Annotated in this window: 16 protein-coding genes and 1 other RNA gene; 7 read left to right on the plus strand and 10 right to left on the minus strand. The window is 40.0% G+C overall.

Annotated features, from left to right (window positions below; all coding sequences use genetic code 11):
* Positions 1–12 precede the first annotated feature (12 nt).
* Positions 13–1,092 carry a mechanosensitive ion channel family protein gene (locus tag BW142_RS01905; protein WP_076923712.1) on the plus strand — a complete coding sequence of 360 codons (1,080 nt, stop codon included), beginning with the start codon at positions 13–15 and terminating at the stop codon, positions 1,090–1,092.
* Between the two features lie 75 nt (positions 1,093–1,167).
* Here the strand turns inward: BW142_RS01905 and rnpB are convergent.
* Both rnpB and rsmI read right to left on the minus strand, forming a co-directional pair.
* Positions 1,168–1,533: RNase P RNA component class A (gene rnpB, locus BW142_RS01910), an RNA gene on the minus strand.
* 41 nt (positions 1,534–1,574) lie between these two features.
* Positions 1,575–2,432, minus strand: coding sequence for a 16S rRNA (cytidine(1402)-2'-O)-methyltransferase (rsmI, locus tag BW142_RS01915; protein ID WP_010554279.1), 858 nt, complete (start codon positions 2,430–2,432; stop codon positions 1,575–1,577).
* Between the two features lie 62 nt (positions 2,433–2,494).
* Between rsmI and BW142_RS01920 the strand changes: the two genes are divergently transcribed.
* Genes BW142_RS01920 through dolP form a run of 4 tightly spaced genes read left to right on the plus strand, consistent with a single transcriptional unit; the run spans position 2,495 to position 5,958 of the window.
* Positions 2,495–4,372 (plus strand): penicillin-binding protein activator, encoded by a 1,878-nt coding sequence (locus BW142_RS01920; protein WP_024599273.1) that lies wholly within the window; start codon positions 2,495–2,497, stop codon positions 4,370–4,372.
* A gap of 23 nt (positions 4,373–4,395) precedes the next feature.
* A complete protein-coding gene (locus tag BW142_RS01925; protein WP_024599272.1) occupies positions 4,396–4,767 on the plus strand; it encodes a YraN family protein in 372 nt (123 codons plus the stop codon).
* 38 nt (positions 4,768–4,805) lie between these two features.
* Positions 4,806–5,399, plus strand: a complete 594-nt coding sequence (locus BW142_RS01930; RefSeq protein ID WP_002957968.1) for an SIS domain-containing protein — start codon at positions 4,806–4,808, stop codon at positions 5,397–5,399.
* The gene (dolP, locus tag BW142_RS01935; RefSeq protein ID WP_076923782.1) at positions 5,392–5,958 is read left to right on the plus strand and encodes a division/outer membrane stress-associated lipid-binding lipoprotein; all 567 of its coding nucleotides are present in this window, start codon (positions 5,392–5,394) and stop codon (positions 5,956–5,958) included. The genes BW142_RS01930 and dolP overlap by 8 nt, the downstream gene beginning before the upstream one ends.
* A gap of 59 nt (positions 5,959–6,017) precedes the next feature.
* On the opposite strand, the gene BW142_RS01940 is transcribed toward dolP, so the two are convergent.
* From BW142_RS01940 to zapE, 8 genes are all read right to left on the minus strand, one after another.
* Complete coding sequence (locus BW142_RS01940; protein ID WP_076923713.1) at positions 6,018–6,455, minus strand: ClpXP protease specificity-enhancing factor; 438 nt, start codon at positions 6,453–6,455, stop codon at positions 6,018–6,020.
* Positions 6,455–7,081: a stringent starvation protein SspA gene (gene sspA, locus BW142_RS01945; protein ID WP_002957965.1), complete on the minus strand. Its 627-nt coding sequence runs from the start codon at positions 7,079–7,081 to the stop codon at positions 6,455–6,457. Before sspA ends, BW142_RS01940 begins: the two co-directional genes overlap by 1 nt.
* Before the next feature lie 80 nt (positions 7,082–7,161).
* Positions 7,162–7,911, minus strand: coding sequence for a cytochrome c1 (locus tag BW142_RS01950; protein ID WP_024599270.1), 750 nt, complete (start codon positions 7,909–7,911; stop codon positions 7,162–7,164).
* Positions 7,908–9,173 (minus strand): cytochrome b N-terminal domain-containing protein, encoded by a 1,266-nt coding sequence (locus BW142_RS01955; RefSeq protein WP_007378320.1) that lies wholly within the window; start codon positions 9,171–9,173, stop codon positions 7,908–7,910. The genes BW142_RS01950 and BW142_RS01955 overlap by 4 nt, the downstream gene beginning before the upstream one ends.
* A complete protein-coding gene (petA, locus tag BW142_RS01960; protein WP_024599269.1) occupies positions 9,173–9,763 on the minus strand; it encodes a ubiquinol-cytochrome c reductase iron-sulfur subunit in 591 nt (196 codons plus the stop codon). Before petA ends, BW142_RS01955 begins: the two co-directional genes overlap by 1 nt.
* A gap of 581 nt (positions 9,764–10,344) precedes the next feature.
* Positions 10,345–10,737, minus strand: coding sequence for a 30S ribosomal protein S9 (rpsI, locus tag BW142_RS01965; protein WP_024599268.1), 393 nt, complete (start codon positions 10,735–10,737; stop codon positions 10,345–10,347).
* Positions 10,738–10,745: 8 nt separating this feature from the next.
* Entirely contained in the window at positions 10,746–11,174 is a 429-nt protein-coding gene (gene rplM / locus BW142_RS01970; protein ID WP_007378318.1) for a 50S ribosomal protein L13, read from the minus strand.
* A 285-nt stretch (positions 11,175–11,459) separates the two neighbouring features.
* Entirely contained in the window at positions 11,460–12,548 is a 1,089-nt protein-coding gene (gene zapE, locus BW142_RS01975; RefSeq protein ID WP_076923714.1) for a cell division protein ZapE, read from the minus strand.
* Positions 12,549–12,683: 135 nt separating this feature from the next.
* Between zapE and BW142_RS01980 the strand changes: the two genes are divergently transcribed.
* Together BW142_RS01980 and BW142_RS01985 are read left to right on the plus strand one after the other, a co-directional pair.
* A complete protein-coding gene (locus BW142_RS01980; RefSeq protein ID WP_076923715.1) occupies positions 12,684–13,127 on the plus strand; it encodes a YhcB family protein in 444 nt (147 codons plus the stop codon).
* A gap of 131 nt (positions 13,128–13,258) precedes the next feature.
* Complete coding sequence (locus BW142_RS01985; protein WP_076923716.1) at positions 13,259–14,611, plus strand: Do family serine endopeptidase; 1,353 nt, start codon at positions 13,259–13,261, stop codon at positions 14,609–14,611.
* The last annotated feature ends 40 nt before the right edge of the window (positions 14,612–14,651 follow it).

The following is a 14,651-nucleotide window of genomic DNA, read 5'->3' on the forward strand; positions in this document are numbered from 1 at the left end:
GGAAGATAAGCCATGCTCGGCACCCTAAAAAGCAGTGTAGCGCTAGATAATACACCACCAATGACTGAAGTAATCACAGTCGATACACTTTCGTGGAATTACTTTTATGAGCAAGGCGTGCAATTACTTCACGTAACAGCGCAAATATTACCCACTCTTTTACTCGGGGTCATACTTTTAGTACTCAGTTACTTAATTTCAGGACCTCTTTCTCGATTACTTATAAAGCCTATTGACTACATGACTGACAGCAAGCTTGTTCACCTAGTTGTAAGACGCAGTATAAGCACTTTAATTATTTTATTCGGCGTATATTTATTTTTACGTTTAGCTGGGCTCACTCAGTTTGCTGTTGCTATTATGAGTGGTACCGGATTAATAGGTTTAATACTTGGCTTTGCTTTTAGAGACATAGCAGAGAACTTTATTGCCAGTTTATTACTGAGCGTACAAAGACCTTTTAAAATTGACGATGTAATTGAAGTGGATGGCCGATTAGGTATTGTTAAAAAAGTAACCGCAAGAGCAACCACACTTGTTGATTACGATGGCAATCATATTCAAATACCCAATGCGACTGTATATAAAAATACCATTAAAAACCTGACTGCCAATCCGAAAATGCGCGGAAAAGTAGAAATTGGTATTGGCTATGATAACGATATACGCGGCGCGCAAACTCTTGCCCTAGATATTGCGAATCAACAAAATGCGGTGCTTAGCGATCCACCCGCGCAGGTTTTAATAAAAAACTTAGGCTCATCTACTATTAACTTCATTTTGTATTTTTGGGTTAATAGCGAGCAGCACAGTCCATTAAAAGTAGCCTCTCAACTTATGCGCGAATTAGTCAATGAGTTCACAAAACAAAACATCAGTATGCCAGATGACGCACGAGAAAGAATTATACTCACCGACCCTAGTGAAAGTGTTTCTAGTTTAGAGGAAAAACAACCATCGCAAATACAAAACGGAAAGAATGAAACTGTTGAGCAAACTAAAACACTTGATGATGTCAGCAGTGATACCGACGAAATACGCGAACAAGCAGAGCAATCAAGAGACCCAGAACAAGGGAAAAATATTATTTAAGGATACTTAAATTGTATTTAAGTAAAATTGAGACACAAAAAAGCCCGCAGTGTTAACTGCGGGCTTTTTATTGAATGAGTGAGTCAGCCTATAAGCCGGGTTTTGTCCTTTCCGAAGAAAGTGATAATCATTCGTCTAGGCCATAAATCGCTCTATGGCTCAAGCAACCTACCCGGTTCCAACGTGGGCCACGCCATAAGGAACCCTATTTGGTCTTGCTCCGAGTGGAGTTTACCTTGCAACCGACTATTACTAGCGGCCCGGTGCGCTCTTACCGCACCCTTTCACCCTTACCAACCCGAAGATTGGCGGTCTCCTCTCTGCTGCACTTGTCGTGGGCTCACGCCCCCCAGCCGTTAGCTGGCACTCTGCCCTATGGAGCCCGGACTTTCCTCCCCCTGATCATTTTCGTCACAGGCAGCGATCATCTTGGCTGACTCGGCGCGCAGTATACATGAGGCTAACGCCAAGCGCAGTAAGATTTACTCTTTTTCTTCAATAATTGTTTTGTATAACGCGTTTTTCTTCATTCCAAAGTATTCTGCTACAACTCCACAGGCCTTTTTCATTGGCATTTCACTCTCAAGCAGTGCCAGCATTTTGCGCGCTTCTGGCGGAACATCGTCTATTTGCTTTGGTTTACCTGGAAGCATCAGCACTATTTCGCCGCGCTGCTTGGTAGGATCATCTGTTAAAAACTGTTTAAGCTCACTCACACTACCGTTAAAAAATGTTTCAAAGGTTTTGGTTAGCTCTTTAGCAAATACAACTTGTTGCTCATCACCAAGGGCTAGTGCTAAATCATCAAGGCTTGCCATAATACGGTGCGTACTTTCGTACATTATGCTGGTGATACCTGAGTTAACAGCTTCGGTAAAAAAATCTTGGCGAGCTTTGCTTTTAGCCGGCGTAAAACCAATAAATTGAAAGCGGTCGGTTGGTAAGCCTGAACAACATACGGCCGTAATTGCAGCACATGCACCTGGAACAGGTGTAACATGAGCGCCTTGTTCGCGGCATAAGTTTACAACTGCATAACCTGGGTCACTAATAAGCGGTGTACCAGCATCCGATACTAAAGCAATATTTAAACCTTGATTTAGTTGATCGATAATTTGCTGTGCTTTTTGCTTTTCGTTGTGGTCGTGTAATGCAAACGTTTTTGCCTTAATTCCAAAGTGGCTAAGTAGCTTGCCGGTATGGCGAGTGTCTTCAGCAGCTATTAAGTCAACTTGCGATAATGTCGCAATGGCACGGTGACTTAAGTCGTCATAATTGCCAATTGGGGTGGCAACAATGTAAAGAGTGCCAATTTTCTGTGAATTCTCCTCATTTAACATTGAGGTCTCCTGCGTCAGTCAGTAATATAAGCAAATCGCGTTAACGTATTGGGAAATCATTTGTGCGACTTAAACTAGTTAGTCTATTAATTATATTGTCAGGGTTATCGGCGTGTAGCACAACCGAAAAACCAACTAAAAACAGCGATAACGTAAGTAACCGCTCTAATGCACTTCAAAATCAGGCGACCAGTGCGCAATCTATCTACCAATTGGCGCAAAACCGCCAAGGTGCCGATAAAATACAATTACTTTATAGTGCACGTGATGCTGCAATTAGTGAGCAAAACTGGCCTTTATTAGAGACAATTGGAAATGAGCTTGAATTAACAGCAAGTGTTGATCAAATTCAAAACCGTCTTTATATTGCATTTGCACAAAAACAACAGAATAAAAATGATCAAGCCTTAGTGATTTTACAATCGCTAGACGGACAACTTACTCAACCTGAACATTTTGCATGGCATCAGTTTTTAACTGCCACTATTTACGCATCACAAAATTTTCCTAAAAAAGCAGCGCCCTACTTTTTTAGAGCCTCTGAAACAGCAGCAAAAAATAACATTGAAATCCCTCAACTGAATCAAAATCTGTGGGATAACTTAAAACAACTCTCTTCATATGCGCTTGAGCGCTTTAACCGTGGTTCGGTTATTCAGCAAGGCTGGACTAACCTAGCGTTATATCATCAAGTATATGCAGGCAGCGGTGTAGAATTAGATCAAGCAATCAATAATTGGCGAAGACGCTATATTGGGCACCCCGCTTTTACTGTTTTACCTAAACAAGATGAAATGCTTACTGAGTTTGCACCTCTAAATATAGAACGCTTAGTTGTATTGTTTCCACAGTCAGGACCTAACGAACGCTTAGGTGATGCTCTAAAAGCCGGCGTGTTAGCAGCACTTGATACTCAAAATATCAACGACACTATTTTTATTGATGAAAACTTAAGTACAGAAGAAATTACAGCACAGCTTGAAGAAATAAAGCCTGATTTTGTAATTGGCCCTCTACTTAAAGCAAATATAGATAAACTAGCTAATGCGCAAACGCTTATCGATACGCCAGTACTACATTTGAACACCTTTGACGGTGAACGAATTTCACTTCAACATTATTACTTTGCACTAAATCCTGAGCACGAAGTAGAACAAGCCCTAGAGCACTTTTTAGCAATGGGTTACCAAAAGCCGATGCTACTAGCGCCTAATAACGCTAACGGACAACGTCTTGTTGATTATTTTAACTTACAGTGGCAACGCTATAGCGAAACTAAGCCGCAAATAGGCTTTTATAACGATAAAAAAGATATGCCAAATACGATTACTAGCTTGCTGGAAGTAGATAAATCAAAAGAGCGCATAAAAACGGTTAAGGCATTATTTAGACAAGAAGTAGAAAATGAAACGCGCTCACGCAGTGATATTGATGTTATTTATATTTTAGGTGATGCAATAGAAACACGCTTAATTAAACCTTATCTTGATGTAAACGTAAGTACTTTTGCAGATCGTATTCCACTTTACGCCAGCTCTAAAAGCCACAGTAAACAAATTGATAGTACTGACAAAGGCGACTTAGACGGCCTATACTTCACTGAATTGCCGTGGATGCTCGATTCGCAAATTAAACAACATAATTTACGCCAGCAGTATGATTCGTTATGGCCAGAACAAGTAGATATTAGCCAACGCTTATTTGCAATGGCATACGATGCAGTATCTGTATTACCTGATATTAGGCAGTTAAGCGTAATGCCAGGTAATCAATACAGTGGCCTAAGCGGTAAATTATCAGTTAATACTAGCGGTCATATAGAACGTATGCTCGACTGGGCTCAATACACAAATCGTCGTATTAAATCTGTGCAATTAAAAACGCAGCGTCCTGTGCCATTGTTTATGCAATCAGCAAGTGAGATGCAAACTATAAATTAAACTTAATTAAGTAAGGGGGCGACATGTCGTGGTTTAAAGAGCTGTGGCACAATAGTCGCGAAAAAGGCCAGTATTATGAGCTTGAAGCGCAAAAATACTTAGTTACTCAAGGGTTAACGCCTATTGAACGTAATTATTACTGCCCCTTTGGTGAGCTTGATGTCATTATGAAAGAAGGTAACACCCTTGTATTTGTTGAGGTTAAGTTTCGTAAAAATAATGCTCGTGGCGGCGCTAACTATGCGCTTAGCCCACAAAAGCAAGCTCGATTAAAACGTAGTATTTATCATTACTTAGCAGCTAAAAATTTGACTAACCAAGCGCTAAGAATTGATTATGTAGCCATTACAGGAGAAGCATCTCCTAATATTAATTGGCTGAAAAATGTATTTTAAACACAAATACAAAGATAAAGATAAATTATTGGTAGGCTATGCAAGATACAATTAAAGAAATTTTTACAGAGAGCATTCAAGTTCAAATCGCTGCGGGTGAAGTACTACCGAGTGCGCTTGAGTCAGCTGCATTTACTATTGCACAAAGTCTGATCAACGGAAATAAACTCATTTGCTGCGGTACTGCAAATTGCCACATGCTCGCCCAGCATATGGCCGGTGTATTGGTTAATCATTATGAAACCGAACGTCCTTGCTTACCTGCAATTGCTCTATCGCAAGAAAACGTTAACCTTGGACAAAGTACTCAGGTAGACGATCACGATACATTTGCTCGTCAAGTCCGTGCTTTTGCCCAGCAAGGCGATTTATTGTTGGTACTGGCTATAAACGGTAACGAAAAGCATGTTATTTCTGCCGTTGAAGCTGCACTAACTAAAGATATGAAGGTCATAGTTATGGTTGGTGATGATGGTGGTGAGTTGGTTGGTCTACTTGGTCCTAATGATGTTGAAATTAGATCTCCATCTAAACGCCCTAGCCGCATTATCGAATCCCATTTAGTGAACTTACATTGTTTAAGCGAACTTGTTGATTTAACGCTTTTCCCTCAGGATGAAAATTATGTTTAAACGCTCTCTTATTGTTTTAGGTACTGTTGTATTACTTCAAGGCTGCGCCGCAGCTGTTGTTGCAGGTACAGCCAGTGCAGTAACTGCAGCGAACGACCGCCGTACCATTGGTTCACAAATTGATGATAACAATATTGAAATAAAAGCCAGTATTGCACTTAGTGAAGTAGAACGTCTTGAAAAGTTCGCTAATATAAGCGCTGTAAGCGTTAATGGTATTGTTTTACTTGTTGGCCAAGTAGCAAATGAAGAAATGAGAAACGAAGCGCAGCGCACCATTGAAGGCGTTTCTGGCATTCGTAAAATACATAACCAAATTCGTATTGGTTCAAATATTGGCATTACTACACAAACTCACGACTCTTGGCTTACTTCTAAAGTAAAAGGCCAGCTTCTAACAGCAAAAGACATTAGTAGTAATAATATTAAAGTGGTTACAGAAAACGCTGAAGTATTTTTAATGGGTTTAGTATCTGACTCTGAGTCAACTCAAGCTGTAAATATTGCCCGTAATGTATCTGGCGTAGAGCGCGTAGTTAAAGTGTTTGAATACCTATAAATACAAAATACAGACATAAAAAAACCGCTAATTAGCGGTTTTTTTTTGGCATTTACTTATTATTTAATAACGCGTAAATGAGAGCCTTTTTTCTTCTCAGGCTTTTCTGGTGATGTTTCATCAGTAAACTCAGCTGATGACTCAACACTTTCAAGCTCTGGCACAAAATCGTCTTCGTCCTCTAAAAACTCATCTGCGGTAAAGACTGTTCCTTCGCCATTTTCACGCGCGTATATTGCAAGCACAGCACCTAGAGGTACATACACTTGCATTGGCTGACCACCAAAGCGCGCATTGAAGCTAAGTTGGGTTAAGTCTAACGAAAACTGTGTGACCGCTGATGGACTTATGTTTAAAACAATTTGTCCGTCTTGAACAAATTGTGTTGGCACTTGTACATTTGCAAATCCAGCGTCTACCACTAAATGCGGTGTACACTCGTTATCGACTATCCAATCAAAAAAAGCACGTAATAAATAAGGACGATTAGGCGTCATTATAAACGGATCTCACGCTCAGCTTCAGTTAAAGAGGCTTGGAATGACTCACGTTCAAATAAACGGATCATGTACTCTTTAAGCTCTTTAGAACCTGCACCATTAAGCTCAATACCAAACTCTGGTAAACGCCACAATAGTGGAGCTAAATAACAATCTACTAAGCTAAACTCTTCACTCATAAAGTAAGGTGCTTCGCTAAAAATAGGTGCTACAGCAAGTAATGCTTCTGTTAGCTCTTTACGAGCTTGAGCCGCATCTGATGTGTTGTTACTGATTTTGTCAGCTAGGCTGTACCAGTCAGTATCAATACGATGCATCATTAAACGGCTACGACCACGCATTACCGGGTAAACAGGCATTAGTGGAGGATGAGGAAAACGTTCATCAAGGTATTCCATGATGATGTTTGCCTGATATAAACCAAGCTCACGGTCAATCAGTGTTGGCACTGTACCGTAAGGGTTAATTTCGTGAAGTGCTTCTGGCAAGTTATCTTTTTCAGCCAAATGAATATCTACACTTACACCTTTTTCCGCAAGTACAATACGTACTTGGTGGCTATACATACAGTTAGCACCAGAAAAAAGGGTCATTACAGGGCGCTTATTGGCAGCTACGGCCATGCCTATACCTCCATTAAATAACTAAAACAGCAAAAGGGGCTTAAGCCCCTATTGCAAAATTACCTTTAAAAATGTTCAACCTAATGAACATCTCTCCAGTATTCTTTCTTAAGCATAAATGCCAAGATAAACAGGATGATTAAAAATCCTATTACCTTAATACCTAGCGCTTCCGATTCAAGACGTGAAGGTTCACCCACGTATTCAAGGAAGTTCGTTAAATCACGAGCAGCTTGGTCGTATTCATCTACACTTAATTCGCCCGTACCATCTGTTTCAGTAGCAATAACTTTGGTCACTGTGTGTCCATGTTCTTCTACTTCTTTAGTAATAGGCGTTGGTAAACCTTGTAGTTCTTGAAGAACGTGAGGCATACCTACTAATGGGAAAACAATATTGTTAACCCCAAACGGGCGAGATTCATCTTTATAAAACGATTTTAAGTACGTGTAAATATAATCTGGTGATTTTACACGCGCAATTAGCGTTAAATCCGGCGGAGCCGCACCAAACCATTTTGCTGCATCGTCTTTTGTAATCGCGTTAGTAATATGGCTACCTACTTTAGAACCGTCAAAAATCAACTGTTCTAAACCAACTTCTGTTGGGATACCTATATCACGAAAAGTGCGTTCATAACGTTGATACTGCATTTGGTGACAACCAAGACAGTAGTTCATGAACAACTTTGCACCGCGCTGTAAAGATGCTTGATCAGTAAGGTCGTTATTGGCCTCCATTAAAGGAACCGACGGACCCGCTGCCATAACCATGTTAGGTAACAAGTTTACTGATAAAGCAAATAAACCAATAAGTAGCTTCTTCATCATTTCGTTAACCTCTCTGGCAATGGCTTAGTTTTTTCGTTCTTACTGTATACAAATAACAGTACGAAGAACATAAAGTAAGTCACAGTACAGATTTGAGAAATAATCGTTTTCAGATCAGTTTGAGGAGTTGCACCCACCCAACCTAAAAGAACGAAAGTAACAACAAAACCTGCAATGTTCCATTTATGGAAACCACAACGGTAACGAACCGATTTAACTCTACCACGGTCTACCCAAGGTAGTAACGCAAGTACCACAATTGATGCACCCATCGCCGCAACACCGATTAACTTATCAGGGATTGCACGTAAGATTGCATAGAATGGCGTAAAGTACCAAACCGGGAAAATATGCTCAGGTGTTTTAAGTGGGTTAGCTGCCTCGAAGTTTGGACCTTCTAAAAAGAAGCCATTCATCGCAGGCATAAAGAACACAACCCAACAAAACAATATTAAGAAACCAACCACACCCACAATATCTTTAACTGTGTAGTAAGGGTGGAACGGTATCGCATCAACAATATCTTTCTTGTCAGTGTAATACTCGTGAAATTTAAATTTAGGCTTATCTTCTTCAGCTACTGAGCCTTTCTTACGTTTAATCTCAATACCTTCAGGGTTGTTTGAACCCACTTCGTGTAGAGCAACAATGTGTAAGAAAACTAAGATTACAATAACCAGTGGTAGTGCAATTACATGTAATGCAAAGAAGCGGTTAAGCGTTGCACCAGATATAACGTAGTCACCACGTATCCAAAGTGTTAAGTCATCACCAATAACCGGAATAGCCCCGAATAAAGAGATGATTACCTGTGCGCCCCAGAACGACATTTGCCCCCATGGTAATAAATACCCCATGAATGCTTCAGCCATTAGCGCTAAGAAAATAAACATACCAAATAACCACAGTAACTCACGTGGTTTTTGATAAGAACCGTAGATCATGCCACGGAACATATGCATATATACAACGATGAAAAACGCCGATGCACCTGTTGAGTGCAAATAACGTAATAACCAGCCATATTCTACATCACGCATGATGTACTCTACCGAGGCGAATGCGCCCTCAGCAGATGGAACAAAGTTCATCGTTAACCAAATACCTGTAAGGATTTGGTTTACTAGTACTAACATGGCTAGAGAGCCAAAAAAGTACCAGAAGTTAAAGTTTTTAGGTGCTGGATACTGTGCAATGTGCATGTTCCAAACACGTGTCATTGGGATTCGGTCGTCTATCCAACCAATAATCTTACCAAACATTAGGCTACCCCTCTTTCTTCGCCCACTAAAATAGTGGTTTCATCTAGAAAAGTATAAGGTGGTATTTCTAAGTTTAATGGTGCAGGTACCGATTGAAATACACGGCCAGCCATATCAAATTTAGAACCGTGGCACGGGCAGTAGAAACCGTCATCAGTCCCTTCTACTTTTTCACCAAAGTTACCTTGTAAAAAGCCTGGCGAACATCCTAAATGCGTACAAATACCTACAGCCAGAAAGATTTCTGGACGTAATGAACGGTAATCATTTGTTGATGATTCTAATTGTTGTGGCTCTTGCGATTGTGGATCACGAAGTTGACCTTCATGTTCTTTCATCTGCTCAAGCATTTTTGGGGTACGTGATACAACCCATACAGGTTTACCACGCCACTCGACACGTATTAATTGTCCCGGTTCAAGTTTGCTGATATCTACTTCTACAGGCGCACCCGCAGATTTAGCTCGCTCACTTGGATTCCAAGACGCAATAAAAGGAACAGCAGCCCCAGCCGCACCAACACCACCTACAACAGAGGTAGCTATGGTTAAAAAGCGACGTCGGCCATTGTCTACAGGCGCATTGCTCATCCACTTATCTCCACTATGATTCTCAACACTTGCTATATTGAGAACATCAGTTACAGCAGGTTAATTATTCGAAATTTTTAAAATAGAAGCGATCATAATTAAAACCCTTGATTAAAACAAGGTTATTCAAAGCCCCATGCTCGAATAAACCTGACTTGATCAAAAATTTGATTAAGCTAGCTCGAGAATAAAGCCGAACGACTATAATAACGCTTCTGTAAAAACAATATACTGACCAAGATCAACATCACTAAGAGGAAACAGTAAAAACTGTACATAGTGTTGTTAAACCGCTCATTTTACTTACCGGACAATTGTAGCAAAAAATTCCACCAATTAACTGATGGATTTAAACTAATTACGATAATTATTTAACTTTTTTGCAGCTATCTGAGTATTTTTTAACTTTCGTTCGATTAATACGCAGTTATTAATAAATTTGATCATCATTAATTGCTGCAATCACCTTGTATGGCAGTCGCAATAAACAAATTTATAGTAAATTGAAAATGTAAACATTTTGATTTGAAAACAAAAAACCCAGCATAAGCTGGGTTTTTGAATTCTTGATAACGTATAGATTAACGTTTTGAGAACTGTGGACGCTTACGCGCTTTCTTAAGACCCACTTTCTTACGTTCAACTTTACGTGCATCACGTGTAACAAAACCTGCTTTACGAAGTTGTGGACGTAATGATTCGTCAAACTCCATAAGTGCACGAGTGATACCGTGACGGATAGCACCAGCTTGACCAGTTGTACCACCACCGGCAACGGTGATGTAAAGGTCAAATTTTTCAGTCATATCAACTAGCTCAAGAGCTTGATGAACAACCATGCGTGCTGTTTCGCGACCAAAATACTCTTCAAGAGAGCGTTTGTTGATTACGATGTTACCAGTGCCTGGGCGTAAGAATACGCGAGCACTTGAACTTTTACGACGACCTGTACCGTAGTATTGATTTGCCATGATGGTGCTCCTTAAATGTCTAGAACCTGAGGCTGTTGTGCAGCATGGTTGTGCTCAGTACCTGTGTAAACTTTAAGTTTACGGTACATAGCGCGGCCTAAAGGACCACGTGGCAACATGCCCTTAACAGCCTTCTCGATGATCATTTCAGGCTTTGCAGCTTGAAGTTTATCAAAAGTAGTAGACTTAAGACCACCTGGAAAACCAGAGTGTGAATAGTACACTTTGTTTTTGAATTTGTTACCAGTTACAGTAACTTTTTCAGCGTTGATAACGATGATGTAATCACCAGTATCTACGTGCGGTGTATATTCAACTTTATGCTTACCGCGTAGGCGATGAGCGATTTCAGTAGCGATGCGACCTAAAGTTTTACCTTCAGCGTCAACTACGTACCAGTCACGTTTTACTGTTTCTGGTTTAGCAACAAACGTTTTCATTTATAAAAATCCAATGTTTTTCAATTAAAACCACAAGTAGTTAATATTAACTACTGCTCTAAGTTTGCTATAACCCCTTCGAGTTTTAGACTTTTGCGCCGCTCACAAGTGGCTAGACTATATGAGGGCATAGAACGCAACGTGGCAGACGCGGGAGTATACCAGCACTTAAAACACATTGCTACTCGCCGGTTGTTTTTTCCACAAGAAATTTCATAAATAAGAAGTACTATATACATACCTCTTATTTTTAATGGCTAACCTATTACACTTTTGCCTACTTTTTTAGACCAAATGCTCTCTAGCTAAATACTCTAAAGATTGCATTTCTTGCAAACGGCTTATACAGCGCTTAAATTCAAAGTTTAAATTACCTTGAGTATAAAGTTCGGTAATAGGTTTTTCAGCCGATATAATTAAAGTTACGTGACGCTCATAAAATTCATCCACTAAAGCAATAAAACGTCTAGCGGCATCATCATTAGTCTGCCCAAGCTGTTTAACGTTAGAAATAATAACCGTATTATATAGGCGGCTAATTTCCATGTAATCGACTTGACTACGAGGCGTTTCGCATAATTCACTAAACTCAAACATCACAACGCATTTAGCTACTTTTCGCGTTTTGATTTTTCGCCCTTCTATTTCTATCGGCTCATCTAATTGTCCAGGCTCTGGTGATAACTTGTCGAAGTATTCAAATAGGTTTTTATCTGCATCTTCATCTAACGGACTATGAAAAATTTCGGCTTGCTCTAAGGTACGTAATCGATAATCAATACCTGAATCTACATTAACTATCTCTGTATTAAGCTTAACCAGTTCTATAGCAGGAACAAAGCGTGCACGCTGCAGGCCATTTCTGTAAAGCTCATCAGGCACTATATTAGAGGTAGCAACAAGTACTATACCCCGTGCAAATAGCGCTTCCATTAACCCACCTAGCAGCATGGCATCGGTAATGTCTTGAACAAAAAACTCATCAAAGCATATTATGTCTGTTTCTGCTTTGAAAATGTCGGCTATTTTTTCTAATGGATTAGCCGTATTATTTAATTTCTTAAGCTCATTATGCACTCGGTGCATAAACCGATGAAAATGCACGCGCATTTTACGCGTGCCCGGTAGTGATTCGTAAAAAGTGTCAACTAAATAAGTTTTACCACGCCCTACTCCACCCCAAAAGTACAAACCTTTTATAGGCGCTGGTTCATCTTTGCTGAATAACTTAGCAAAAAAACCTTTTGGTGCAGGCTTTGCCTGAGTTAAGTCATCGTACAGACGTTGTAAATGGCGCACAGCATTTTCTTGTGCTGCGTCGTGTACAAAGTCATCTCGCTTCAAGTCTTGTTGGTATGTTTGCCAAGGAGTCATATCTATTTACAGTTAAAACACAGTTTAATTTGCAAAGTATATTAACACGCATCATAACTCGGGGTATATTACACTTAGTATGATTTATAATTGAATCAAGCATTCGTTAGTTATTTTCCCAAAGGGGTAGTTTTTATGGGCACAGTTATGTGGGTAGGTTTGGTTGTTATTGTTGCTGTAGTAGCATTTTTTATTGGTGCATTTGTTACTAAAAAACAGTTCAAACAAGATGAATTAAAAGAACAGGCTGAGCAAGCTGAAAACGCATTAGAGCAGTATCGCCAAGATGTCGCTGATCATTTAGCAAATACGGGTAAGCTCGTAAATAAAATGAAAGAAAACTATGACCAATTGCTTAGTCACGTTGAAGAAACAAACCAGCTTCTTCTAGAAGATAGAAATAAAGTACCAGCGGAACCATTCTTTTCTAAAGAAACCACTGAGCAATTGCAGGCGTCTTTAAAAGAACGTAGTTCAGATCGCTCATCTGCTGCAGCGCAACCCGCTGATTATGTATCAGGTGAATCTGGTTTATTTGCTGGTCAAAATAAAGTTTCAGAACATTCTAAAGCATCTTGATGAACTTTTTTTAGACCCCATAGTCTTTAGATATAACAGCTTTGTTGTTTTATCTAAACAAACCAAAAAGGGCTGCTGTAAAGTAGCCCTTTTTGGTTTTTGCTTTATCTTAAGTGGAGTTATCCCTGACTATGAAAATGAAATTATCACTTATCAGCGCAGCTATTCTATCTACAAGCTTATTAATGAGTCCTGTAGCGTCTTATGCAAAAATGCCAATTGCAGTAAATGGTCAACTACTACCTACTCTTGCTCCCATGCTAGAGCAAATATCTCCTGGTGTTGTAAGTATCCAAGTTTCAGGCTCTAAAGAAGTACGCCGCCGCGCAGATCCACTCGAATACTTTTTTGGACAACAGCAGCCCCGCAGTCAAAAACGCCAATTTAGTGGTTTAGGCTCAGGGGTAATTATTAATGCCGATGAAGGCTATGTGGTAACTAACAATCATGTTATTCAAGATGCCGAAAAAATGGTAGTTACTCTCGAAGATGGCCGTGAATTTGAAGCAACTAAGATTGGTACTGATACAGAATCTGATATCGCTCTTTTACAAATAGACGCTGATGACTTAACTGAAATAAAACTCGCAAACTCAGATAGTTTACGAGTGGGTGACTTTGCGGTTGCGATTGGTAATCCATTTGGACTTAGCCATACAGTAACATCAGGTATTGTTAGTGCACTTGGCCGTAGTGGTTTAAACATTGAAGGTTACGAAGATTTCATTCAAACCGATGCTGCTATTAACCAAGGTAACTCTGGCGGTGCATTAGTTAACTTAAATGGTGAGTTGATTGGTATTAATACTGCTATTTTAGGTGCTTCTGGCGGCAACGTGGGTATTGGGTTTGCCATTCCATCTAATATGATGAAAAATCTAGTTGATCAAATTATTGAACATGGTGAAGTACGTCGAGGCTCGCTAGGTATTTCTGGTCGCCCACTTGATGCAGGACTTGCAAAAGCACAGCAACTTGATGTCAAACAAGGTGCTTATGTAATGCAAGTAATGGACGACACTGCCGCAAGTAAAGCAGGTATTGAAGCTGGTGATGTTATTGTTAGCATTAACGGGGGAGATATTAGCGGGTTCCACGAACTTCGCAGCAAAATAGCGACCTTGGGTGAAGGCCGCGAGATAAAATTAGGCATTTACCGCGATGGTAAAATTAAAACAGTAAAAGTAACCCTTGATGGTGCATCAGGTGTTACAGCGACCGGTGAAGAGCTCCATCCCGCATTCCAAGGCGCGACGCTTGAAAACGTGCAAAAAAATAGCAATAAAGGTGTTGAGATTACTTCTGTAGATCCTCGCTCACCTTCTGCCCGTGTTGGCCTTGAAGAGGGTGATATTATTATGCAAGTGAATCGTCAACGAGTTGAAACGATTCGCGACATGAATAAAATCATCGACAGTACAAAAGGTAATATAGTACTTGGCGTGCAACGTGGTCGTGAGTCCATATTTATTTTAATTCAGTAATAAATCACACTATTAATGTAATAAAAATAACAGTGGCACT

The sequence above is a fragment of the Pseudoalteromonas sp. EB27 genome, from assembly GCF_001974875.1.
GTDB lineage: Bacteria > Pseudomonadota > Gammaproteobacteria > Enterobacterales > Alteromonadaceae > Pseudoalteromonas.